A 24,454-nucleotide genomic window follows, 5' to 3' on the forward strand; every position below is an offset into this window, starting at 1 on the left:
ACGAGGCTCGAACTCGCTACCTCCACCTTGGCAAGGTGGCGCTCTACCAGATGAGCTAAATCCGCATTGGCGACCCGGATGAGACTCGAACTCACGACCTCCGCCGTGACAGGGCGGCGTTCTAACCAACTGAACTACACGGCCACATGGTGGGAGCTACAGGGCTCGAACCTGTGACCCTCTGCTTGTAAGGCAGATGCTCTCCCAGCTGAGCTAAGCTCCCAATTAACTTTTTTCTCGCCGGTCAGCATTTTGTTCTCGCCAGCGACAAGAATTAGTTTACTACGATATATGCGCTTTGTCAATACCTTTTTTGTTTTTTTATTAAAAATAAATCTACTTTGAGGCTTCCTCAAGCAATGCTTCAAGCTCCTCTCTGCCGAAATCATAATGCTTATTGCAAAAGTGGCATACAAGCTGAGCGTCGCCCTGCTCTCTTATAATATCCGAAAGCTCCTTCTTTCCCAAACTTATCAGCGCCTTTGACATACGTTCTTTGCTGCACTTACAAACAAAGTCTATGCTGTCCATTTGAAGCACCTCTGTTTCAAGTCCCTCAAGAGCGCGCTGAAGTATCATTTTCGGCGTATATCCCTGGCTTAAAAGCGCCGTCACAGGCGGAAGCTTTGCGATATTCTTTTCGATAAGATCTATTATTTTATCTTCGGTATACGGCAAAAGCTGTATCATGAATCCCCCTGCCGCCTTAACGCTGAGATCTTCGCCAATCAAAACTCCCAGCGCGCAAACGGTCGGCACCTGCTCGCTTTTTGCAAAGTAATGCGTTATATCTTCCGCTATTTCTCCCGTCTGAAGGCGTATGCGCCCAATATAGGGCTCTTTCATACTAAGATCCTTTATGATAATAAGATCGCCGTTCCCGACTGCCCCGCCAACGTCTATTTTACCGTTCGACGCCGGCGGAAGCTCCAAAGAAGGATTATCGACATATCCGCGCACATTGCCAAGATAATCGGATACTGCAATAATGCTGCCGAGAGGACCATCTCCGCGCACCTGCATAGTTAGGCTGTCTGTTTCGGTTTTTAAAAGGCACCCCATCATAGATGCGCCCAATAAAGCGCGTCCAAGCGCTACGGTCGAAAGCACAGAAAGGCCGTGCACCTTTCTTGCGTGCTCTACTATGTCCTTTCCCTCTATTGCAAATGCGCGCACGCTGAGTTCAGATGTTATCGCGCGTATCAATGTTCCGCTCATTTCATTTTCTCCTTTACAGCCGCAAACACGGCCCTTTCACAATCCGTTTGAGGCTTTTTAAACTTATATTCACCGTAGACGTAAACTCTGTCAAATCCCACCTCATAAAGCATGTCGGAAAGCTCCGTGATCTCATAGGCGCGCTCTTTTACGCAATCGTCCTCGCGCACATAAAGACCTTCATCAGTCTTTTCAAACAGCGTCATATCGTAATAAAAACTGCGGCGTCTTTTGTCATACGAATGCTCCACGGCGCAAAAAACATCCTCGGTTTCATATATTGCGGTCGTACCGTCAAGCACATTTTTAAATCTGTGGGGAGTGTTTATATCAAAAACAAATAATCCTCCTGGATCAAGATACATATGACAGCACTCAAAACAGCGCATAAGCTCGTTTTTATCTGTCAAGTGATTTATACTGTCAAGCGAAGAAACAACGGCTCCCACCGTACCATAAAGCTCAAACGAAGACATATCCTGATTGAGATAAAGTATATCAAGCCCCGACTGCGCGCGCTTTGCCTGTGCAGCATTCAGCATCGCGTCGGAATTATCTATGCCTATCATATCATATCCCCGCCCGGCCATTATCTCGGTAAGCGTGCCCGTACCGCAGGCAAGGTCTGCCACTATTACGGGATCTGCGCCGAAGCGTTTGAATATGCGCTCGTAAAAATCAGCGATGCGTTCATAATCCACATGTGCATTGAGCGCGTCATAAAACCCTGCAAGCGCCGAATAGGATATATTCATTTCTCCTCTGCCCCGTTTTCTTCCTCGCTCATTCTGTCAAGCACTGTAGCATATCCGTCGCTTCCGTAATGAAGGCAGCGGTTTATACGGCTTATAGTGGCCGTAGAAACGCCTGTCTGCGCAATAATGTCTACATACAGTTTGTTTTCACGAAGCAGTCTTGCGACCAAAAGACGCTGTGCCATAGCCTTTATCTCGGCTATAGTACAGAGGTCCTCAAAAAAATCGTAACATTCTTCCGTGTTTTTCAGCGATAGTATTGCCTTATAAAGATAATCTATATTTTCGTCCTGAAGTCTTTTCTTCATAATAAAATACCGTCCTTTCGCCTGCGATGCTATCATTTTACCTCAAAAATTTACGCATGTAAAGCAATAAACCGCAAAAGAATTCTTAAAAAGACTCTTTTGCGGTTTATTGCTCTTTTCTTATAGGAGTCAGGTATCTCAAGCTCGGGGATGGAACTTCTGATATACCTCATTCAGCTTATTCTTCGTTATCTGCGCATATACCTGAGTTGAAGATATATCGCTGTGGCCGAGCATTTCCTTTATGGAATGAAGATCGGCGCCGTTTTCGATAAGATGCACGGCAAACGAATGTCTCAACGTATGCGGCGTAACTTTATTCTCAATTCCTATCTGTTTTGCATACTGCTTAATAATTTTCCAAAACCCTTGGCGCGTAAGGCGCTGTCCCGAAAAATTAACAAACAGCGCTTTTTGATTTGCATCGGGCGACATAAGCGGACGCGCCGTCTCTATATAATCAGAAAGGCTTTTTGCGGCCATTTTATATATCGGAACTATACGCTCCTTTAACCCGCTTGAGCATCTTATAAAGCCAAGCTCCAGATTTACATCGCGCAGATTAAGGTCTATAAGCTCGCTTACTCTTATTCCTGTCGCATATAAAAGCTCCAGCATCGCCTTATCTCTGTACCCTTTCAAATCAACGCATTTGGGCTGATCCAAAAGAAGCTCTACTTCCTTGCTTGTAAGCACCTGCGGCAGCTTCTTTTCAACGGTCACACGTTCAAGCGTCAGCGCCGGGTTCATCGGTATAGCGTTGATAGAAGCAAAATATTTAAAAAAACTCTTCAGCGAAGCAATATTTCTTGTAATGGTCGCGTTGGAACGGTGTATGCTGCGAAGATGCGATATGTAATCCTCTATGTTCGACTGCGTTACAGAAGCTATATCCGTAACTCCGATAGTTTCAAGATACTCTATGAACTGAGATATATCGCTTCTATAGGATTGTATTGTATTCGCAGAAGATTTCCTTTCGTTTTTAAGATACAATTCGTACATATTAAGATATTTTTGCAAAATCTTTTGCCTCCGTTTCGGGGAAGTGGTGTACATTTATACTTAGCCTGATGAAAATGCCAGCACCGACAGGCATTCAAAAAAAGAAGCCGCCGTAATAAGAAGGGCAAATATCACAAAGACCGTGATATGAGTCCTGAGCGCTTTGGCAAAATCATTTTTTATCTCCGGTATGCCCCGTACGTTTTTATACAATCGAAAAGAAAACTTTGTACAAATGACCGCATAAAACGTAAGAAGCGGCAGCGAAAACATATTCTGAAGGAATATTGTCAATACCGAGAGTATAAAGCCCCCGTCATAGGACAGCGAATATATCGTGCCCAGTGCAAAGCCCAGGCAGAATATTTTCATTGAAAAAATCGCTAAAACAAAAGGTACGCCAACTACAATAAAGCCTGCGATAAACATAAAAAACAAATATCGGATATTGATTTTTAAAGTCTCAATAAAGAGAAGCCAAAAACCGATATCGCCGTCATTTACGTTTATCGTTAAATTTTCATAGAAACCTGCAAATAAATTTGCATCCGACGCAACGAAACCGCGTACAAAAAACACGCCTGCGCAAAGGGCCGATACATACAGGACAAAAACGCCGGTAAAAATACCTGTGTTTTTTTTGATCCATATATCAAAATCCCAAAGAGGATCGTTAAGCATACCAGGTCCCTCACGAAATCAAACCGAACATTCTATAGTGTACAGTATCTTTTGCAATTTGCAGTTTGCAGTATCAGTCGCAGTATCAGGTGACTGCAGTATCAGTTGCAGTCATGATAATAGAGCCCCAACAGCATTTAAGCCCTAATATCATATGATAGATGTTTCGGTAATATACTCCCGTGAGGGAACTCAAAGTCTACTTAACCGGCGCCCAGCTCATAAGAACGTTTTGTACACGCTTTCATTGCGTCGTCAATAGTCTTATAAACGTTATTTGCATCAAAACATTTGATGGATTCTATGGTAGTTCCGCCCGGGGAACAAACCATTTTAATAAGCTCCTTAGGCGACAGGCTGGAATTTCTAAGCATTTTTATCGAGCCTTCAAAAACAGCGCATATAAGCTTAAAAGCTTCGTCGCGGTCAATGCCCTGGTCTACGGCGCTTTCGACCATCGCATCAACAAAGTAGTAAACGTATGCCGGCGAGCTGCCGTTAACACAAACTATTTCGTTCATCTGCGATTCGTCTATAAGCGAAACGACGCCGAGCTTACTGAATACATCGATAACAAAACGCTTCTTGTCTTCCTCAATGTCATCCGGCGCGTATATCGCGCTTGCGCCAAGCGAAACCATAAGCGGAGCGTTTGGCATCACGCGGATTATCTTGACCTTCTGACCGAGGATATCTCTTATTTTTTCCGTAGGAACGCCTGCAGCGATCGTGACAAAAAGCTTGTCCGACAGATCAAGTGAAGAAAGCTTACTCAAAACCTCGGGGAAGACCTGCGGCTTAATGCAGAGAAAAATGATATCGCAAAGCTCTGTCAAAGTAGCCTCATTGCGGGCAACGCAGCAGCCGAGTTTTAAAAAACGCTCGGAAGCCTCAGCCTTCGCATCGTAAACGGTTATGCAGGAAGGTTTGAGTACACCGCTGGTCAGCATACCATTTATTATAGCGCCGCCCATGTTTCCGGTACCCAAAAAACCTGTCATAAAAGCGCTCACTCTTAAGTCACCCCGTTTGATTTACATAATTAATTTTCCTATAACTTTTTCTGCAATATTATAGTAATACACATTTTATCAATTTGCAAGAGCAAATTTTGGATTATGTAACCGAAATTCATCTTTTTATGTAAACTTGTTTTATGTCAACACACGAAACTTAATACATTTTGTTGATTTTAAGCAGTTTTCTCACAACATTTTGTCCGGAATTTGAAGATTTCGATATTGAAAAAAATTTTAAAAAAATTTAAAAAAATTTTGATTTTTTAAGAAAATACGCAAAAAAAACGGCTGCAATGCTGATTGCGGCCGTTTTTTCATTGAAAATGCGATCTGTCGTATTATGTTTCTTTAGTTCTCTTCCCTGTCATTTAACGCTGCCGCGAGCCATATCGCGCACTCAACGCGCTTCTTTTCCAGCTCGCAGGCGATCGTGTTCGGCAGCTTTATATCGCCGCGCATCTGGAAGTTGTTTGCCGCGCATCCGCCGCTGCAATAAAACTTAGCCCAGCACTTTTTACATTCGGGCTTCGAGTAAACATTGTTTTCGGCAAAGGTCTTTTTTATCGTCAAGTCAAGCTCATCGCTTTCATGCACGTTGCCCATCTTATACTCGCTGTGTCCCACAAACTGATGGCAGGGGTATATATCCCCTTCCGGCGTTACGGCCAGATATTCGTTTCCGCTTCCGCATCCGTGCAGCCGTTTTATTACGCAAGGCCCTTGAGTAAGGTCCAGCATAAAATGAAAGAAGTTGAACCCCTCCCCTGCGCATATGCGGTCGTACATTATTTTTGCCAGACGCTCGTATTCTTCATAGATCTGCGGCAGGTCGTCCTCTGTAAGCGAGTATGCAAGCTTAGGATCCGAAACGACCGGCTCTACCGAGATCTGGTCAAATCCCGCATCGGCGAGATGAAGCACATCGTTTGAAAAGTCCTTATTATACTTTGTAAAAGTGCCTCTTACGTAATATTCTCGATCTCCCCTAAGCTTTGCCATTTTTAAAAGCTTCGGCGCTATTACATCATAGCTGCCGCCGCCCGACGCCGTTTTTCTTACCCTGTCGTTTACTTCCTTTCTTCCGTCAAGGCTCAGCACCACGTTCGACATATGCTCGTTTATGTATTCCATGTTCTCGTCGTTTAAGAGCACGCCGTTCGTCGTTATCGTAAAGCGAAAATTCTTATTATGAAGTCTCCCCTGTTCTGATGCGTACTCGGTTATCTTTTTTACGACGCCGAAATTCATCAGCGGCTCCCCGCCGAAAAAGTCGATCTCTATGTTGCGTCGGCCCCTTGACTTAAGAATAACAAGATCTATAGCTTTTTTGCCTGTTTCAAGATCCATCAGCTTTCTTGTGCCGCCGAAATCTCCTGTTGATGCAAAGCAATATTCGCACCTTAAATTACAGTCGTGCGCCACATGAAGGCAAAGCGCCTTTACGGGCGCAAGCTCGCCGCTCTTCTTTGCTATATCCTCGTATACGTCCGGCGTATACAGCATCTCGCTGTTTATAAGCTCCGACACCTCGTTTCGTGCCGTTTCTATATCTTTAAGCTCATACTGCTCCCTAAGCCGGTCTAAAACATCGTCCGGCAGCTTTTCTCTTAAATCATGCCCGCCGTTTTTGTCATCATGCTTTTCCAATAGAGAAAGCATATCATATGTAAGCTTATCAACCTCCAGCACCGCTCCCGAGTTTACGTCAAGAGCGAAGCTCCTCCCATGCATACTATAAAGGTGTACCATCGATCATCATCCTTTTTTACTTAAAACAAAAGGAGCCGTTCGGCTCCCCTTGAACTTTTTTACTTGCGGTTCTCACACTTCTGATTGGCCACCGTGCATGACGTCTTGCATGCCGACTGGCAAGAGGTCTGACATTCGCCGCATCCGCCTCTGCATGCGCTTTCTTTTAAAGTGGCAGGGCTTATAACTTTAATATGTTTCATAATTCTTCCCTCCAAAAAACTTTCTTGATTTATTTTCTTCCCGGCAATTTAAGGTTCACTCCGGCAACGCCGCCCGCCGCTCCCAAAGCAAGCATAACGACAAGACGCACCAAAGCATTCTTAAAAACCGCCTCTGCATCAAAGCAGACAGTGCCGACGATATATATTACCGCAAACAGAATCGCTCCCGTTATAATACCATGGATCATACCGCGCGAACCGAACCCGGCCGCACAGGCAAAAGCGCCCGCAAAGCTCGACAGTCCTACGGAGACAAGGGTAATGATCCACGCCGCATCCTTCGGCACCCCCGCATACGTTATAAGAAGAGCGCCCAAAACAAGAAATATCCAGCATAAAACGAACGATGCAGCCACCGCCGCAATATACGTTTTAACAGGGCTTTTTGCTTGCGATACGGTTTCGTTCTTTTTCATAAAATCCTCCCCTTTCACATCTTTTATAAAATAAGTATGGAAGGGGTATGGATTTTATGACGGTCATCGCTTATTTTTTCTGGCTGCCGTCGTATTCATCCGTATACTCGCCGTCTGCATAATCCTCGTCAAAATCATAATCGTCGTATTCTTCGCCGTTTTCGTCTACAGTATAGTCTTCATACGATTCTTCATCCTCATTATCGACCCGTTCGAGCTCGTCTCTCTGCGTTCTCGTAACAGCCGGAGCAGGATCAAGCACTGTAAGCGCATTTCTTACAAAGTCAAGACGTACTCTGTCGCGTCCGCATTCGATAGTGATGATATCATCTTTTATCTTGATGACCCTGCCGACTACGCCTCCCGCGCTTTGTACCTTATCACCGCGCTTTATGTTTTTTCTCATTTCATTGATCTCTTTTTGCTTTCTCTGCTGAGGTCTTATCATGAGAAAATACATAACTGCCACAATGAGTATCAGCGGGATAAACGCTTGTAAATTTTCCATACCTTTTAATACACCTCCTAAGTTACCTAGTTATTTATTATATTAAAACTTTTATATAATAGCAATAATTTATTTGTGATTTTCAGAAAAAATATGCAAAAATCATATTCTGCGTCCCATAATGCACAAATTTCGCTGTTTAAATTCGGAAAATGTGCCGTTTTCAAGGTTGATTCGTATTTTTTCCATAAGGCTGTTGTAAAAATACAGATTGTGCATTACCGCAAGCCTGAGCGCAAGTATCTCGCCCGACTTAAAAAGATGACGAATATATGCGCGGCTGAAATTTCTGCACACATGACAGCTGCAGTTTTCATCTATCGGCCGCTCATCCTTTATATACTTAGCATTGTTTATATTCAGTATGCCCTCCGAAGTGAACAGATGTCCGTGACGCGCGTTTCTTGCAGGCATAACGCAATCGAAAAAGTCTATCCCCCTGTCAACGGCCTCAAGGATATTAACGGGCGTTCCTACTCCCATAAGATAACGCGGTCTGTCTTTTGGCGCAAAGGGTTCCACCTTCTCAATGATCTCATACATCGTTTCCGTGGGTTCTCCCACGGCAAGCCCTCCTATCGCATAACCGTCCAGCTCAAATTCGGCTATCCTCTTCATGTTCTCGATTCGCAGATCCGCATACGTCGCGCCCTGATTTATGCCGAAAAGCATTTGATTCGGATTTACTGTCTTTTCCGAAGCGTTAAGCTCGTTTATTTTTTTTATGCATCGTTCAAGCCAGCGCACCGTTCGTTCATGCGAGGCCTTGGCATATGAATACTGTGCCGGATTTTCCACACACTCGTCGAACGCCATTGCTATGGTCGATCCGAGATTCGACTGTATGGTAATACTCTCCTCAGGACCCATGAACAGCTTTTTCCCGTCGATATGCGACGAAAAATATACGCCTTCCTCTTTTATATTGCGAAGCTTGGCAAGCGAAAACACCTGAAATCCGCCGCTGTCTGTAAGTATTGGCCTGTCCCAGTTCATAAATTTATGGATCCCGCCGAGATCGCGTATTACTTCGTCCCCGGGACGCAGCGTAAGATGATATGTGTTTGAAAGCTCTACCTGACACCCTATATCTTTAAGATCGAACGATGAAAGGCCGCCCTTTATTGCCGCCTGCGTACCCACATTCATAAACACCGGAGTTTTTATAATTCCGTGCACGGTATGAAACTCGCCCAGACGCGCGCGTCCCTCTGTTTTTAAGATCTTAAACATATTTTCCTCCGATACATGATTTAAGCTTCGACTACATATTCAGTATATCATAAATAATGCGCATATCAACAAAGCGCCAAAAAAATAACTGCGCGCGTTTTTATCGCGTGCAGTTATTTATATTAAGAAGCGTTTTTATGCGAGCGCTTTTCCGAGCGCCGCGCACTCGTCCAGAGCCTGTGCGTCGGGAGCTTCGCAGCAGATGACGAAATCGCAGGCCATAGCTGCGCCTGCGGCCTTGCATTCGGCTTCCCAGTTTCGCATCCATTCGCCGTCGCCCCAGCCGTATGAACCGAACAACGCGATCTTCTTTCCTCCAAGTTTTCCCTTACATTCATCGAATAAGGGCTGCATTTCCGATTCTTCCAGAACTTCGGCGCCCATCGAAGGACATCCGAACGCGATCGCGTCAAATCCATCCATCTTCGCCGCGCCAAAGCTGCCGTCAGATACGTTGAATACGCTAACGTCCGCGCCCGCGCTTTTTGCTCCGTTTGCCACGCTCGACGCCATCTGTGCCGTGTTGCCCGTGCCGCTCCAGAATACTACAGCTACTTTGCTCATTATTATGATCTCTCCTTAGAATTATGTTTTATGTCAAGCAGCCACAGTAAGCTGCCAAACAGACCTGCCCTCATGCCACAGCTTTGCATATACAGCGCGGCATTTTTTTATTCGCGCAAATAATTTGCGCGCTTCGCAAACGTTGCAGTATACCTTCCAATAACCGCAGTATTTGCAGTTTTTGCCTTGATTATTGATAAACCCGACTACATCCCGAAGCGGATATCCCAAGAATATCCCTATCTCATGCGGAAAGCCTTCGCCGCATTCAAATCTTTCTTTGAGATGCTCTATAGCGCAGTCCATATCGGCGCATTCATATCCGTAAGCAGACAAAAAGCTTTCGACCCCGCTTTTTTTAAGGTCGGCGGCAAGATGCGTACCGCGATATACATATATAAGCGCCTTGCCTTTCGAATATTTAAGAAGCTTTAAAAAAACGCCTTTGGCGCCGAAGCTTACGTTCATCGCATTGATTTGATCTATAAGAGCTTCTTTAGACTTTATATCCACAGTAAACAGGCTTGCCGTTTTCAGCGACGCAAGCGTAGGTGAACAATGCTTAATAAGACATTCTTCAAGCAAAACCGTTTCCTCCTTAGGTTAAAATGTATTTGCAAATATCATTCCCCGATCAAGCGAAATTATTATAAGCAAATACTTGTTAGTTGCAACTAACCTAATGTTTTAATAAAAACGGCCGTGCCGTTTTTATGTGGGTTAGTGTTGACTAACTAAAGGTTACTATATAAATGCATTAAAGTCAAGCGTTTTGTGAAATTTTTAAAAAAAAGTTTGACGCAGACGCTTATTCTATAAACATTGCGTCTCCGAATGAGAAAAAGCGATATTCTTCTTTTACGGCCTCCTCATATGCACGCCGTATATTCTCAAGCGACGAAAAGGCGCTTACAAGCATCATTAGAGTGCTTTTCGGAAGATGAAAATTTGTTATCAGCGCATCAACCGCCTTGAATTTATACGGAGGATATATGAATATATCCGTTTCACGGCTCTGCGGAACTATTATCCCGTTCTCATCGGCGCATGATTCAAGCGTTCTTGCCGAGGTCGTGCCTACTGCAACGATCCTCCCGCCGTTCTTTCGCGCCTTGTTTATTTCATCGGCCGCCTCCTCGGTCAATTCAAACCATTCCGAATGCATCTTATGATCGAGTACATTTTCAACATTTACGGGACGAAACGTACCCACTCCCACATGAAGCGTAAGATCTACTGTTTTTATCCCTTTTTTGCTTATGCCTTCCAAAAGCTCTTTTGTAAAATGAAGACCGGCAGTCGGCGCTGCGGCAGAGCCTTCCACCTTGGAGTAGACGGTCTGATACCTCTCCCTGTCGTCAAGCTTTTCCTTTATATAAGGCGGCAGAGGCATTTCTCCCGTTTTATTTATCGCGGCTGCCGTGTCGCCGTTTTTTGCACATAAGCGCACAATGCGCCCTCCGTCGTCAGTTCTCTTTATTATTTCGGCGGTAAGCCCGCCCTCGTCAAACTCAATGATATTTCCTTCGTGCACACGTTTTCCCGGACGTATCAATACTTCCCACACGTCGCCTCCGTATGGCTTAAGCAAAAGCATTTCAACGCTTCCGCCGGTCCCCTGCTTCTTTCCGTACAGTCTTGCCGGTATAACGCGGGTATTGTTGAGCACAAGAACATCATTTGTGCAAAGATAATTCAGTATGTCATAAAAGTGTTCGTGTTTAAGCTCTCCCGTTAGCCTGTCCATGTGCATAAGCCTAGACGACTGCCTGTCTTTAAGCGGCGTCTGTGCAATAAGCCTTTCGGGAAGGTAATAATCAAAATCGCTGACTGTGTACGTCGGTATAAGTCTGTTCATTAAATATGCGCTCTTTTCCTCGTTATTTTAAAGTCTCAAGCGTCGTGCCCCTGAAATAATGCGTAAGTATCTGTTCAAAAGTATATCCCTGAAGCGCCATGCCTTTCGCGCCCTCCTGGCTCATGCCCACGTTATTTCCGAAGCCCGTGCCCGATATCGTATAAGTATCGCCGCTTCCGCCCGTTCTTGAAACAAAGCCGCTTCCGCTTTGCGTTACAACGCTTACGGTATCTTTGTTCATCTTTGAGACCTCGCCGCTTCCGCTTATAACAGACGCCGTGAACGCGCCGTCGGCTATATTGCTTGTCCCGCTTGAGCTTCTCGCATATACAGACGAGAACGAGCCGCCGCCCGAGCCCGTTATCGTAAATCGCTGCGAATGAACGTAGGGCGAAAGCTTGATGCGCACCGTTTCCTTGCTTATAGTTATCGAACGCCCTTCCGTATCCGTCGCGGTCACGGAATATACGTTGCCGGCGTCTGTAAACTTGCTTACATAAAAGCTCTCGATCTCGCCTATCGTATAGCCGCCGGCCACGAGCTTTGAACGCACTTCTTCTTTCGTAAGCGTCGTGGACCATCTGCCGTAAGCTGCATTATCCAGATCCTCGTACGGCGACTCGACCGCCGTAAGATACGGCACGGCGGCAAACCATACGTTTTCGGCGTTTTCGGTATATCCGCCGCTCGAAGCGTGATAATAAAGCTCCGCAAGCTTTCCTGCGTATGTAAGCACCATGCCGTCCGTCTGATCCACGGCCGCGTCGGAATTCGTTCCCGCTTTTGTCGTTCCGCCGTATACCTGGCAATGCGTACCGTCGCATACCATAAAGCCTTCGGATCTATGCTTGTTCATATTCTGATAAAGGTAATTCCTTGCGGCCACGGCCTGCGCCTTCAGCGCCTCCAGCGGCCAGCCGTTGCTCATCTCGTAAGGCACTACGCCCTTAAGATAATCCTGCACGGATACCAGATTTATAAGGTTCAACTTTCCGGAGGAATTGCGGTACATAAGAAAGCTGCCGTAATACTCCGTGCTGCCGTTCTTCATTTTTGGTTTCGTTCCGTAATTCGTCGGCGACAGGTAAAAGCAGTTTACGCCGCTTTGCTCAAGCTCAAATATCACTTTGCTTTGATTCATATCAATGACCGAAAAACCGTAAGACGCGCCGCCCGCGCCCGAAGCGCCTTCCCCCGACTGCGCGGCATATTCCGCCGCCGCGCCATTTGCATCGGAAAGCGACGAAAAGCTGCCGAAACGCACTCTGTACGCGCCCTCGACATATGCTACAAAGCCCGAAAGCGGAGCAGCCGCATTATACGCGGCGCTCTGCGACGCAAAAGTGCGGTCAAGCTGAACGTGATACGCACCTATGTCCGATCCCGATGAAAGCGAATTTCCGGATACAGCGTAGCTTTTATCGTTTGCGACCGATACGAAGCGCGCGCCGGATTCGTATAATATAACGGGATCGTCATTATTGTCGAGATAACCGAAACTCATACCTCCCGCATCGTATAATACATTATAGCTGTCCTTCGCTTCGCTGCCGTATATAATGCCCACTTTTGCCGTCATATTCTTATTGTAGTCAAGCGCAAAGGCCGAAGGCATGGCAAAAGTCAAAACGACCGCCAGACACAGTATAACGGATACGATCTTCTTCATTTATATATCGCCTCTTTTCATAAAAAACATCGAAAATACGATTTTTATAAAATTTTTATAAAGTAATTGACAGTTTAAAAAAACAATGCTACATTATATATTAATAGCATAATATATTTGATAGAGGTGCGTTTTTTATCAGTACTCGCGTACGGATACCGAAAGATCTTACGCCGCGACGAAAGGAAAAAACGCCGAAGGGGATGCTTTTTTCGGACGCATTGCCCTGGGTGTACGGTCAACAGCCGTGCAACTGTCATCGAAAACAGATGGAGAGCTATCAGCTTCTGGTTTAATGTCGTTTGCCGTATTTTTTTTGCGGTTTCATGCTTTACATTTTACTAGAAAGCCGCCGGTTTTTCAACCGGTTTTTTTATTATTAAATCTTAATTACGGCGGTAATTTGTGCCAATGTCCGAATTGCCGTTAAACAATTACGTTGGAGGGTCAATTATGAAAAAGTACAATGTAGCAGTTGTCGGCGCGACCGGCATGGTAGGAAGAACCTTTTTAAAGGTGCTTGAAGAGAAAAAGCTCCCCGTTGAGAATTATTATCTTTTCTCCTCTTACCGCTCGGCAGGCAAAAAAATCGAGTTCATGGGCAAGGAATACACGGCTATCGAGCTTACCGAAACTGCAATGGACGGTAAAGACATAGATATCGCGCTCTTCTCCGCAGGCGGCAGCACCAGCGAAAAATTCGCGCCCATCTTTGCGAAAAAAGGCGCGGTCGTTATCGACAACTCCTCTGCATGGCGCATGAACCCGGAGGTTCCGCTCGTAGTGCCGGAAGTAAATCCCGACGATCTGAAGTGGCACAAGGGCATTATCGCAAACCCCAACTGCTCGACCATTCAGGCTGTGGTTGCATTAAAGCCGCTCGATGAAAAATACGGCATAAAGCGCATCGTATATTCGACATACCAGGCAGTATCCGGCGCAGGTCTTGCCGGCTGGATGGACCTTGAAGAGGGACAGAAGGGCAATCCCCCCAAGAAGTTCGCTCACCCCATCTACAACAACTGCCTCCCCCACATCGACGTATTCTTAGACAACGGATACACGAAGGAAGAGGAAAAGATGATAAAGGAGACGAGAAAGATACTCGGCCGCCCCGACCTCAAGGTAACGGCTACGACCGTAAGAGTTCCCGTATTCAACAGCCATTCCGAATCCATCAACGTCGAGTTCGAGCGTCCCTTTGACCTTGCCGAATTAAAGGACGTCCTTGCAAAGGCTCCCGGCATAGTCGTTGAAGACGATCCCGCAAACAACGTATACCCGCTTGCTATAAACGCAACGGGACACGACGAAGTGTTCGTAGGAAGAATACGCCGCGACGAATCGGTAGAAAACGGCGTCAACATGTGGGTAGTTGCCGACAATATAAGAAAAGGCGCGGCAAGCAACGCCGTTCAGATAGCCGAGACCATGATAAACAACGGCATAATATAACATTTCGGCTCTCTTTCGTAAATCTTACTTAAATAAGGAGGAAGAATCATGAAAAAGACAATATTCAAGGGGGCAGGCGTCGCTATCGTCACTCCTTTTACCGATGACGGGATCAACTTTAAGGAATTGGGACGCCTTATCGACTTCAATGTTGAAAACGGCACCGACGCAATAATCATATGCGGCACCACCGGCGAAGCGGCAACGATGAACGACGAAGAGCATAAAGCTGCCATAAGCTTTGCGGTAGAACATACTAACAAGCGCATACCCGTTATCGCAGGCACGGGCTCGAACGATACGGCGTATTCCATTGAGCTTTCCAAGTTTGCCGAGAGCGCAGGCGCAGACGGTCTTCTCATGGTAACGCCTTATTACAACAAGACGACGCAGAAAGGACTCGTAAAGCATTTCATGCGTATCGCCGATTCCGTAAATACTCCGATAATCGTTTACAACGTGCCCAGCCGCACGGGACTCAACATTCAGCCCAAGACTTATCTTGAGCTTTCCAAGCATCCGAATATCGTAGCTACCAAGGAAGCGAATTCCAACATTTCCGAAATCGCCAACACGCGCCACTTATGCGGCGACGACTTGAACATGTATTCCGGCAACGACGATCAGATAGTGCCTATCCTCTCTTTGGGCGGCATCGGCGTTATCTCCGTTCTCTCTAACGTGATGCCCCGCGAGACGCACGATATCTGCCAACTTTTCTTTGACGGCAAGATAAAGGAAAGCGCACAGCTTCAGCTCAAGATGATGGACCTTATCGGCGCGCTCTTTTGCGAAACGAATCCCATCCCCGTAAAGACGGCTCTCGGTCTTATGGGATATAACGTAGGTCCGCTTCGCATGCCGCTTTGCGATATGGAAGGCGCTAACCTCGACAGATTAAAGACGGCGCTTAAAAACTGCGGTCTTATAAAGTAAAGGTCTTTAAAAGGGATGTGAAAATATGAGTAATGTTATAAGAATTCTCATGTCGGGCTGCAACGGAAAGATGGGCCGCGCGATCTCGCGTATGGCCGCTGCGGACGACAGCGTTGAGATAGTTGCAGGTCTTGATATAAACACGGCCGAGGAGTTCGGATATCCCGTTTTCAGCGATCCGGCGAAGGTCAATATTGACTGCGACGTTATAGTGGATTTTTCAAACCATGCCGCGCTTGAGGGGGTGCTCGAGCTTGCAAGAAGCAAAAAGGTCCCCGCCGTTATTGCAACGACCGGCCTTCTCAATACGCAGATAGAGCTTATGCACGAAAGCGCAAAATACGTGCCGATCTTCCACAGCGCAAATATGTCGCTCGGCGTAAATCTGCTTATCGATCTTGTAAAAAGAGTTGCGCGCGCACTGGGCAGCGATTTTGATATCGAGATAATCGAAAAGCACCACAACCAGAAGCTTGACGCTCCGAGCGGTACGGCGCTTGCCATTGCCGACGCGCTTAAAGAGGCGCGCGACTGCGAAACGCAGTACGTATATGAGCGTCAGTCGGTGCGCCGCAAAAGAGAAACGAGTGAGATAGGCATACATTCCATCCGTGGAGGCAATATCATCGGCGATCACGACGTGCTTTTCTGCGGACAAAACGAAACGATAACCGTATCCCACTCCGCCGCTTCGCGCGACGTTTTTGCGGCAGGCGCTTTAAGAGCGGCTAAGTTCATCGCAAAAAAGCCTGTCGGCCTTTACAGCATGAGCGACCTTATAAATGAATGATCCACGTCGAAAGGAGGCGTTCTTATGCTTGATATGGATAAGATTTTAACTGAACTTACAGGTGAAGAAGATATCACGTTGATAACGCTTCATAATATTCCTGCGGATATGAAGCTTATGTGCGATATATTCGACAGCTTTTCCCGCGAGCGCGTAGTTCTAGATATGATAAGCCAGACTGCTCCAACGGGCGGACATATAAGCATTTCATTTACTTTAAAGGACGACGATCTGCCCCGCGCGATAAAAATCATGAGCACTTTCAAGTCAAAGCTTCCCTCCCTTCGCAGCGACGTAAACCCCGGTAATGCAAAAATCGTATTTTTCGGCGAGCGCATGAAGGACAATTACGGTGTGGCAGCATACGTTATGCGCCTGTTTTCGGATAATCACATTATGCTAAAGCTTATAACTACATCCGATAACGACATCTCATGCCTGCTTTCCAAGGACGATTTTGAATATATCTATGACGTAGCTGCAAAGGCGCTGAAAATAAGCTGAAGATCCAAAACATAAAACCGTGCATCCCCCGTATGAGAGATGCACGGTTTTTTTATATCTGAATACTGTTCAAAGCTTCATGTTTCTTAAAATAAACGCACTCATCACTATCGCAATGATACAGCATACTCCGGCGCATACGAACGCCACTCTGTAGCCGCCGAGATAATCTATAATGAATCCCCACAGCGCCGCCCCTGCGCCGATGCCTATATCAAAAGAAGAGTAATAAGTCGCGTTCGCGCTGCCGCGCCTGTCTGCGGGCGCGTGCTTCACTACGAGCGCGTTTGCCGTCGGCAGCGCCGCTCCCACGCCTATGCCGTATATTACAGAACAGATTATAAGGTGGGTAAAGCTGTTCAAAAACGAAAGCGAGAACAGAGCAGCAGAAAATATCGCAAGACTCGGTATCATTATCATAAGCGTATGTACGCGGCCGAAAAGCCTGCTCGTCAAAACGCGCACGATCAGTATAACGACGGCGGTCGCCGTGTAGAACATGCCCGGATTATCTATCCCCAGTGATATCGCAAAGGACGGCATGAACGAAAGCACGCAGCTCATGCTCATTGCAAGCACCAAAACGACGAGCGACGGACGAAATACAGTTTTCTCAAATATTCTCCATATCAGCTTGACCTTCTTGCCCGACGCCTCCGTATCTGCGTTCCGTGGCTTATTATACTCCTCGGGATGCTCTCGCTTATACTCCTCAAATCGTATCCGCGCCTTCTTTTCGTAGTTTAAGGTCATGATTATCACAAGCGCCGAAATAAGCGCAAGGCCCGATACGGCAAACATGGGAGAATAGATACCGCCTGTCATAAGCGACAAAGCAAGCGCCGGACCTACCGACGTTGCCGCCGTGGCGGTAAGTCCGAAATAAGCGATACCCTCAGACAGTCTCTTCTCCGGCAACACGTCGGCTGCGATAGTTCCGTTTGCAGTCGATATGCAGGCGATGCCCACGCCCTGAAGCACACGAAAAGCCATTACAAGCATCACGTTCATCGAAAGTATGTACACGATAGTTCCCGAAAGAAAGACGAAAATACCCACGATGGTAACTATCTTTCTTCCCCTCGTGTCGATTATGCGCCCTACGAACGGTCTCGACGTCAGAGCCGCAAGCGTAAGAAGACCCGTCATTACTCCCGCCTGGCTCGGACTGCCGCCAAGCACGATAACGTAGTAAGGCAGCGTAGAGCCTATCATCTGCTGAGAAATGTTGCAAAGGGTCGCTATTATGAATATTCTTATAAAATCACTGTTCCAAAGCCGCTCGCTGACTTCTATGAACGCGCTCGGAACGCCTGTGGCCTTAGCCAAATAAAGTCCCCCAATACAGGAATAAATTTACATGAAAACTTCAAGCTTAAGGGCGGACGAAGCCGCCCTTTTTTCTTATTTCTTATTCCTTATTTCATTCTTGCGCTGCCCGTAAGTATTATAAGCGTTCTGTAGCCGTCGCCATCCTTTGCGCAGCTTACCGCAGTCTGCGTATAGTCCTTATCCTTCAGCTCAGACCACAGCGATTCGTCGTGCGTCGTGTTCTGTATAAGCCAGTTTGCATTGGTGTTCTTTACAAAGCATATCTCCTTTTCGGTAACGAAATATGCGACACCCAGACTTTCAAACATAGACTTTCTGTCGGCGCCGTAGGAAAGCGTATCGATATTATCGTTGCTCCAAGCGTTCAGTATCTGGCGCTCATATACCCTGTTATCGCACACCGTGGAAAGCTCCTCGCTCCACATAAGGCTGCGTTCGCCCTTCTGCACAAGCGTATCGTTCAAAGCTTTATATACGTCCTGTGCAAATCTTTCCTCGTCGATCTTAAAGCTGTCGGCAGTGACCGAAGCATCTATAGGACGTATCATGCCCGCGATCTTCGTCTTGATATCGGCGATCCTGAGAGGCGCCGCGTTCTTATATATCAAAGTAGCGTTATATGTATCTGCCCAGTTTACCGTATATCCCACAAGCTCTGCAACGTAACGCGCGGGAAGCAGCGTATTGCCTTTCGCGGAAAGCACGGGCGCAGCATCCATGCGATACGTTATCTCGTCCATATTGTTTACTATCCTGTATACCGCCGTATTGCCTATCTGATATTTCAGCTTAAAGCCGGGATCATCGTTTTTTGTAACAATGATCTGTTGTCCCTCGCTTATCCATTCCACAGAGCAGTTAAGCGATTCGGTAAGCACACGAAACGGCACCATCGTTCTTCCGTCAATGATCCTCGGCGCTTCCGGCAGCGCCGTCTCTTCGCCGTTTATATACGCCTTGTCATTGCCCGTTTGAAAAACAAGCTCTGCCGATGAAGATGCGTCTGCGGCGCCCGCCGGCATCACAGCAAAAGCGATGCACAAAGCTGCCGCGATCAATAAACTCAAAACTTTTCTTTTCATATTGCCCCCCCGTTTCAATTGATTGTTATCTTCATAAAGGTTTTTTTGCCTTTTTTGACTATTATAAATCCGTCTTTAAAATCGCTTTTGCCGACCGTTTTATCTATCGCCGTGACCTTTTCGTCGTTTACGGATATACCGCCCTGATTTACAAGACGTCTCGCCTCGCCCTTTGACGGTGCAAGCGAGGACAGAACAAGAAGGTCAAGTATGCCTATCTGTCCGTCTTTAAGCTGACCTTCGGAAAGCTCGAACGTAGGCATATTGTCGCTTACGCCGCCTGCGGCAAAAAGCGCTTTCGCCGCTTCCTCGGCTTTTTTCGCCTCTTCGGCGCCGTGGATAAGCTCGGTAAGCTCAAAAGCAAGCGTCTCCTTTGCTCGGTTTATATCCTTGCCCTCCAGCTTTGAAAGCTTCTCTATCTCGTCAAGCGGGAGGAACGTAAGCATCTTTAAGCATTTTATCACGTCTGCGTCGTCTACGTTGCGCCAGTACTGATAAAAGTCGTAAGGCGGCGTCTTTTCGGGATCGAGCCATACGGCGCCGTTCGCCGTCTTGCCCATCTTCTTACCTTCGGAGTTCTGAAGGAGCGTTATCGTCATGGCGTAAGCGTCCTTGCCCAGTTTTCTTCTTATAAGCTCAGTGCCGCCGAGCATATTGCTCCACTGGTCGTCTCCGCCGAACTGCATGTTGCAGCCGTATTTTTGGAACAGATAATAAAAGTCGTAAGACTGCATTATCATATAATTGAATTCAAGAAAAGAAAGGCCCTTCTCCATACGCTGTTTATAACATTCCGCTCTGAGCATATTGTTTACCGAGAAGCATGCGCCGACCTCCCTGAGAAGGTCTACATATTTCAGATCAAGAAGCCAATCGGCGTTGTTTACTGCTATTGCGGCATTTTCGCCCTCGAAGTTTATAAACTTTTTCATCTGCTCCTTAAAGCGCTCGCAGTTTTTCATTATAACGTCGTAAGACATCATCGCGCGCATATCCGTTCTGCCCGAGGGGTCTCCTACATGTCCCGTGCCTCCGCCGAGGAGCACTATCGGTTTGTTTCCCGCCATCTGAAGCCGCTTCATCAGGCAAAGCGCCATAAAGTGGCCCACATGAAGAGAATCGGCCGTCGGGTCAAAGCCTATATAAAAGATCGCCTTACCGTTATCGACAAGCTCTCTTATCTCCTTTTCATCGGTCACCTGTGCAATAAGTCCTCTGTCCTTTAATTCCTGAAAAATGCCCATTTTTTTAGATCCTCACTTTTTGGTTTTTGTTTTTCTTATATCCTCTTTCGTGCGCTCAGCCATACTTAGCATCTCCCGGGCATTGACTAAAGAAAGCGTTGTTATCTTATCAGTGCCCGTTATCCGCGCGATCTCGCTTGCGCGCTCAACGTCGGATAATTCTTTCACGGTCGTTCTTGTAGTTTTCCCGTCGGTGCTTTTTTCAATATAATAATGACTGTCGGCCATAAGCGCAAGCTGCGCCAAATGGGTCACGCACAATACTTGTTTATATCCCGATATCTCATACAGCGCATTTGCCACCTTCACGGCCGCGCGCCCGCTTATGCCCGCGTCTATCTCGTCAAACACGAGCGTGCCCGTGGGCTCGCTTTCAAAAAGCACGCTTATCATGGCAAGCATTATTCGTGACAATTCTCCTCCCGACGCTATCTTTGCAAGCGGTTTTAACGCTTCGCCGGGGTTGGGCGATATGAGAAACTCTAAAACATCGGCGCCGCTTTGAGTGAAATCACAAACATCTTCGGCCGTTTTTATATCCGCCTTGAATCTTACCTTCGCCATATCAAGATAAGTAAGCTTATCCGTTATCTCAGCTTCCAGCCGTTTCGCCGTTTTGCTGCGCAGAGCGGAAAGCTTTTGTGCCGAAGCGACAAGCTCCTTTCGCGCCTCATTAAGTTCCCCTTTCAAGCGCTCGCGCTTCGCATCGGCAAATACGATATCGTCAAGCTTATTTTTGCATTCTTCCAAAAATGCAAGAATATCTTCTATGCTGCCGGCATATTTTCTTTTAAGGCGCGATATCTCGTCCTGACGTGCTATGATATCGTCGATATCCTCGTCGGAAAAATCAAATTCATCTTTTTTCGAGGCTGCCGACATCGCTATATCCTCTATCTCAAGGCACACCGACTCAATGCGCTCGGCAAGTTTTTGTGTCTCCTCATCATCGCGTGCCAAAATCATAAGCTCGTTTTTCGCCTCATATGCGGCGTTATATGCGCTCACCGCGCCGTTCTCGCCGCCGTATAAGAGATCATATGCCGATTCTATCGCGGAAACAAACTTTTTCGCGTTGGAAAACTTTCGTTTCTGCGCCGCAAGCTGCTCGTCCTCTCCTGGCGTAAGCTCGGCCGCTTCTATTTCTTCAATACAGAATTTAAGATAGTCCACACGGCGCATTTTTTCATGCTCGTCCATATCCAAAGCGTTATACTCTTTTTCAAGCGCCTTATATTTTTTATATGTATCGAGATAATGAGCCGATACCGTTTTGTCCTTTGAAAATCGGTCTAAAAGCGTCAGATGGCGTTTTTCGTCAAGAAGGCTGCTTGCATCATGCTGACCGTGTATATTTATGATATACGGCATTATGCTTTTAAGTACCAAAAGCGTTGTCGGACGCGAATTTATGCGCACGCTGTTTTTCCCGTCGCCGAATATCTCTCTTTCAACCAAGATGCGCCCGTCTTCATCCGGGCTTATTCCCGCCTCAGCCATACGCTCGGCCGCACTTTCGGGCAGAGAGCCGATTATCGCGCTCACAAAGGCAGACTTCTTCCCCGTGCGTATAAGCTCTCTTGGTGTACGTCCGCCCAAAAGCATATTTATTGAATCTATTATTATTGATTTTCCTGCTCCCGTTTCTCCGGTAAGCACATTCATCCCGCCCGAAAAGTCGATATCGAGCGACTCTATCAGCGCGACATTCTCAATATGAATAGCATAGATCATTTCATTTTACTTTCTTTTTATTCTTTTAACCTTGCGGCCTGCTCTTTTGAAAACTTGACCGCGTCGTCATCGCTGCGAAAGACGACAAATATCGTATCGTCGCCTGCCAGCGTTCCAAGTATCTGCGAAATGTTCATTGAATCTATGGCGGCAGCCGCACCTGAAGCAAGACCGGTCAAAGTCTTTATCACCACCATATTTCCCGCGCAGTCGATATTTGTCACACATTCGCGAAATATCGCCTCAAGCTTTTTAAGCCTCTTGTCCTCTGATTCCGCTCCCCGCGACGAATACTTATATCGTCCCGAAGCGTCAAGAACCTTGAATATACGCAGTTCCTTTATATCTCTCGATATAGTTGCCTGAGTGACCAAAAAGCCTTCGTCCTTCAGTCTTTGGGCAAGCTCTTCCTGCGTCTCAACGCTGTATTTGTCTATAAGCTCCAAAATTTTAAGCTGTCGTTTGTTTTTCAAAATGACTACACCCTTTCTCGCAGCTTTTGGCGCAGAATAGTATAAAAATTGCGGTCCTTCACGCGTATAAGCTTAAGCATAAGCTTTGAACGCGATACCTGTACGACGTCTCCTATCATAAGCTTTCCGTATTTATTTCCGTCTGCCGACAGATACGCTTCCCTGTCCCCTTCTCCCGTTACTTTTATCTGAAACGTGGACATTATGGACATAACTATCGGTATGGAAACAAGCGAATGAGGACAAACGGGAGTTATCACAACGCTCGGAGTCCCCGGCTCCATAACGGGGCCGCCCGCGGAAAGCGAATATGCCGTGGAGCCTGTGGGAGTCGCCACTATCATACCGTCGGCGCGGAACTGATTTACAAGTATGCCGTCCGCGTAAAACGACAGATCTACAGGGTGCGCGATCAAACTCTTTGAGATAACTGCTTCGTTCAAAGCCGTTATGCGATTTATCGTTTTGCCGTCTCTTATTACCGAGATATCGAGCATCGCGCGCTCGTCAAATTCAAACCTGCCTGCAAATACCTTTTTAAGCTCCTCCGTCTCGTCGATCTCAAGCTCAACGAGATAACCCAGATTGCCGATATTTATCCCAAGCATGGGAATGTCTGCCGAAGCCGCTTCTGCCGAAGCCGCTATAAGCGTACCGTCGCCGCCCAGAGTTATTATAAGGTCGATTTTCCCTTTTACTTTGTTTAGGGGAGCATATTTTATATCGGAGGCGCCTACCTCCGTTTTATGCATAGGATCGAGATATACCTCCCCGCCGGCTTCCTCTATCGTCTTTGTTATGGAAAGCACGGCTTCCCGCCACTTGAGCTTGCCGGTATTAGGAATTATAAAAGCTCTTTTCAAAAAAATGCCTCCCAACAGATTTATGCATTTTTGTCTTTTTCAAAAGCCATGTGAGACTCATGCACCAGCTTTTCTATATCGGCCTCGAAGCTTGCTTCGGGCGCGCGCTTTTCTATATACATAAGGTATTCTATGTTGCCTTCGGGACCCCTTATCGGAGAGTGGTACACCCCGAGTATGCTAAAGCCTGTTTCCTGCGCTTCACAGAGCACCTTTTTTATTACCTGTTCGTGAACGCGCATATCACGCACAACGCCTTTTTTCCCCACAGCTTCGCGTCCGGCCTCGAACTGAGGCTTAATAAGGCAAACGGCGCGCGCCCCGTCTCTTAGGGTCCTGTATAACACGGGGAGCACGAGCTTAAGCCCGATGAACGAAACGTCCACCGTGCCGAAATCAAGTCTGCGCTCAAGCACGCTGTCGTCGAAATAACGTATATTCGTCCGCTCGATATTCACAACTCTCGGATCGGTGCGAAGCTTCCATGCAAGCTGGCCGTACCCCACGTCAACGGCGTACACCTTTTTTGCGCCGTGCATAAGCATACAGTCGGTAAAACCGCCGGTCGAAGCGCCTATATCTATGGCGTATACGTCTGTCAGATCTATATTGAAGCGGTCTATTGCCCCTTTAAGCTTAAGTCCGCCCCTGCTTACAAATTCAAGCTTTTTCCCTCTTATCTCTATTTGGGCGTTCTCATCTACGCTCTGCCCCGGCTTATCTGTTCTTTCGCCGTTTACAAATACTATGCCTTCCATTACAAGGGCTCTGGCTTTTTCGCGGCTTTCTGCAAAGCCCTTCTCGAACACGAGAATATCTATCCTTTTTTTCACT

General features: G+C 46.7%; 26 protein-coding genes and 2 tRNA genes. 4 read left to right on the top strand and 24 right to left on the bottom strand.

Going from position 1 to position 24,454, the window contains the following annotated elements; all coding sequences use genetic code 11:
* Positions 1 to 67: 67 nt before the first annotated feature.
* The 17 genes from IJG50_03060 to IJG50_03140 form a co-directional block, all read right to left on the bottom strand.
* Positions 68 to 144: transfer RNA gene (locus tag IJG50_03060), tRNA-Asp, on the bottom strand.
* A 3-nt stretch (positions 145 to 147) separates the two neighbouring features.
* Positions 148 to 223, bottom strand: a tRNA-Val gene (locus IJG50_03065).
* A gap of 113 nt (positions 224 to 336) precedes the next feature.
* Positions 337 to 1,218, bottom strand: a complete 882-nt coding sequence (hslO, locus tag IJG50_03070) for an Hsp33 family molecular chaperone HslO (protein MBQ3378828.1) — start codon at positions 1,216 to 1,218, stop codon at positions 337 to 339.
* Positions 1,215 to 1,973: a class I SAM-dependent methyltransferase gene (locus tag IJG50_03075; protein MBQ3378829.1), complete on the bottom strand. Its 759-nt coding sequence runs from the start codon at positions 1,971 to 1,973 to the stop codon at positions 1,215 to 1,217. The genes hslO and IJG50_03075 overlap by 4 nt, the downstream gene beginning before the upstream one ends.
* On the bottom strand, positions 1,970 to 2,281 hold the full coding sequence (locus IJG50_03080) for a TrpR-like protein, YerC/YecD (GenBank protein MBQ3378830.1): 312 nt from the start codon (positions 2,279 to 2,281) through the stop codon (positions 1,970 to 1,972). Before IJG50_03080 ends, IJG50_03075 begins: the two co-directional genes overlap by 4 nt.
* Positions 2,282 to 2,419: 138 nt before the next feature.
* The gene (gene xerD, locus IJG50_03085) at positions 2,420 to 3,340 is read right to left on the bottom strand and encodes a site-specific tyrosine recombinase XerD (protein MBQ3378831.1); all 921 of its coding nucleotides are present in this window, start codon (positions 3,338 to 3,340) and stop codon (positions 2,420 to 2,422) included.
* Positions 3,341 to 3,346: 6 nt separating this feature from the next.
* A complete protein-coding gene (locus IJG50_03090) occupies positions 3,347 to 3,967 on the bottom strand; it encodes a stage II sporulation protein M (protein ID MBQ3378832.1) in 621 nt (206 codons plus the stop codon).
* 203 nt (positions 3,968 to 4,170) lie between these two features.
* The gene (gene proC / locus IJG50_03095) at positions 4,171 to 4,968 is read right to left on the bottom strand and encodes a pyrroline-5-carboxylate reductase (GenBank protein ID MBQ3378833.1); all 798 of its coding nucleotides are present in this window, start codon (positions 4,966 to 4,968) and stop codon (positions 4,171 to 4,173) included.
* Between the two features lie 366 nt (positions 4,969 to 5,334).
* Positions 5,335 to 6,735 carry a thioether cross-link-forming SCIFF peptide maturase gene (gene scfB / locus IJG50_03100; GenBank protein MBQ3378834.1) on the bottom strand — a complete coding sequence of 467 codons (1,401 nt, stop codon included), beginning with the start codon at positions 6,733 to 6,735 and terminating at the stop codon, positions 5,335 to 5,337.
* Positions 6,736 to 6,794: 59 nt separating this feature from the next.
* Complete coding sequence (scfA, locus tag IJG50_03105; protein ID MBQ3378835.1) at positions 6,795 to 6,938, bottom strand: six-cysteine ranthipeptide SCIFF; 144 nt, start codon at positions 6,936 to 6,938, stop codon at positions 6,795 to 6,797.
* A gap of 29 nt (positions 6,939 to 6,967) precedes the next feature.
* Positions 6,968 to 7,375: a TIGR04086 family membrane protein gene (locus tag IJG50_03110; GenBank protein ID MBQ3378836.1), complete on the bottom strand. Its 408-nt coding sequence runs from the start codon at positions 7,373 to 7,375 to the stop codon at positions 6,968 to 6,970.
* A gap of 70 nt (positions 7,376 to 7,445) precedes the next feature.
* A complete protein-coding gene (gene yajC, locus IJG50_03115) occupies positions 7,446 to 7,883 on the bottom strand; it encodes a preprotein translocase subunit YajC (GenBank protein MBQ3378837.1) in 438 nt (145 codons plus the stop codon).
* Positions 7,884 to 7,985: 102 nt separating this feature from the next.
* Positions 7,986 to 9,116: a tRNA guanosine(34) transglycosylase Tgt gene (tgt, locus tag IJG50_03120; protein ID MBQ3378838.1), complete on the bottom strand. Its 1,131-nt coding sequence runs from the start codon at positions 9,114 to 9,116 to the stop codon at positions 7,986 to 7,988.
* 135 nt (positions 9,117 to 9,251) lie between these two features.
* Positions 9,252 to 9,680, bottom strand: a complete 429-nt coding sequence (locus tag IJG50_03125) for a flavodoxin (GenBank protein ID MBQ3378839.1) — start codon at positions 9,678 to 9,680, stop codon at positions 9,252 to 9,254.
* 33 nt (positions 9,681 to 9,713) lie between these two features.
* A complete protein-coding gene (locus IJG50_03130) occupies positions 9,714 to 10,265 on the bottom strand; it encodes a DUF3793 family protein (protein ID MBQ3378840.1) in 552 nt (183 codons plus the stop codon).
* 223 nt (positions 10,266 to 10,488) lie between these two features.
* The gene (gene queA, locus IJG50_03135; protein ID MBQ3378841.1) at positions 10,489 to 11,538 is read right to left on the bottom strand and encodes a tRNA preQ1(34) S-adenosylmethionine ribosyltransferase-isomerase QueA; all 1,050 of its coding nucleotides are present in this window, start codon (positions 11,536 to 11,538) and stop codon (positions 10,489 to 10,491) included.
* 22 nt (positions 11,539 to 11,560) lie between these two features.
* A complete protein-coding gene (locus IJG50_03140; protein ID MBQ3378842.1) occupies positions 11,561 to 13,207 on the bottom strand; it encodes a SpoIID/LytB domain-containing protein in 1,647 nt (548 codons plus the stop codon).
* 453 nt (positions 13,208 to 13,660) lie between these two features.
* Here IJG50_03140 and IJG50_03145 point away from each other — a divergent pair, with 453 nt between their 5' ends.
* Genes IJG50_03145 through IJG50_03160 form a run of 4 tightly spaced genes read left to right on the top strand, consistent with a single transcriptional unit; the run spans position 13,661 to position 16,892 of the window.
* Positions 13,661 to 14,662, top strand: coding sequence for an aspartate-semialdehyde dehydrogenase (locus IJG50_03145; GenBank protein MBQ3378843.1), 1,002 nt, complete (start codon positions 13,661 to 13,663; stop codon positions 14,660 to 14,662).
* A 48-nt stretch (positions 14,663 to 14,710) separates the two neighbouring features.
* Entirely contained in the window at positions 14,711 to 15,598 is an 888-nt protein-coding gene (locus IJG50_03150; GenBank protein MBQ3378844.1) for a 4-hydroxy-tetrahydrodipicolinate synthase, read from the top strand.
* Between the two features lie 25 nt (positions 15,599 to 15,623).
* Positions 15,624 to 16,388 (top strand): 4-hydroxy-tetrahydrodipicolinate reductase, encoded by a 765-nt coding sequence (locus tag IJG50_03155; GenBank protein ID MBQ3378845.1) that lies wholly within the window; start codon positions 15,624 to 15,626, stop codon positions 16,386 to 16,388.
* 24 nt (positions 16,389 to 16,412) lie between these two features.
* Complete coding sequence (locus tag IJG50_03160) at positions 16,413 to 16,892, top strand: amino acid-binding protein (protein ID MBQ3378846.1); 480 nt, start codon at positions 16,413 to 16,415, stop codon at positions 16,890 to 16,892.
* Positions 16,893 to 16,961: 69 nt separating this feature from the next.
* On the opposite strand, the gene IJG50_03165 is transcribed toward IJG50_03160, so the two are convergent.
* The 7 genes from IJG50_03165 to IJG50_03195 form a co-directional block, all read right to left on the bottom strand.
* A complete protein-coding gene (locus tag IJG50_03165; protein ID MBQ3378847.1) occupies positions 16,962 to 18,221 on the bottom strand; it encodes an MFS transporter in 1,260 nt (419 codons plus the stop codon).
* A gap of 89 nt (positions 18,222 to 18,310) precedes the next feature.
* Complete coding sequence (locus IJG50_03170) at positions 18,311 to 19,306, bottom strand: copper amine oxidase N-terminal domain-containing protein (protein MBQ3378848.1); 996 nt, start codon at positions 19,304 to 19,306, stop codon at positions 18,311 to 18,313.
* Positions 19,307 to 19,320: 14 nt separating this feature from the next.
* On the bottom strand, positions 19,321 to 20,550 hold the full coding sequence (locus IJG50_03175) for a tyrosine--tRNA ligase (protein MBQ3378849.1): 1,230 nt from the start codon (positions 20,548 to 20,550) through the stop codon (positions 19,321 to 19,323).
* A 12-nt stretch (positions 20,551 to 20,562) separates the two neighbouring features.
* Positions 20,563 to 22,284: a DNA repair protein RecN gene (gene recN / locus IJG50_03180; GenBank protein MBQ3378850.1), complete on the bottom strand. Its 1,722-nt coding sequence runs from the start codon at positions 22,282 to 22,284 to the stop codon at positions 20,563 to 20,565.
* A 17-nt stretch (positions 22,285 to 22,301) separates the two neighbouring features.
* Positions 22,302 to 22,757 (bottom strand): arginine repressor, encoded by a 456-nt coding sequence (argR, locus tag IJG50_03185; protein MBQ3378851.1) that lies wholly within the window; start codon positions 22,755 to 22,757, stop codon positions 22,302 to 22,304.
* A 5-nt stretch (positions 22,758 to 22,762) separates the two neighbouring features.
* Entirely contained in the window at positions 22,763 to 23,620 is an 858-nt protein-coding gene (locus IJG50_03190; protein MBQ3378852.1) for an NAD(+)/NADH kinase, read from the bottom strand.
* 20 nt (positions 23,621 to 23,640) lie between these two features.
* Positions 23,641 to 24,453 (bottom strand): TlyA family RNA methyltransferase, encoded by an 813-nt coding sequence (locus IJG50_03195; protein MBQ3378853.1) that lies wholly within the window; start codon positions 24,451 to 24,453, stop codon positions 23,641 to 23,643.
* Position 24,454: the final 1 nt, after the last annotated feature.

The sequence above is a fragment of the Clostridia bacterium genome, assembly GCA_017405765.1.
Classification (GTDB): Bacteria; Bacillota; Clostridia; order Oscillospirales; family RGIG577; genus RGIG577.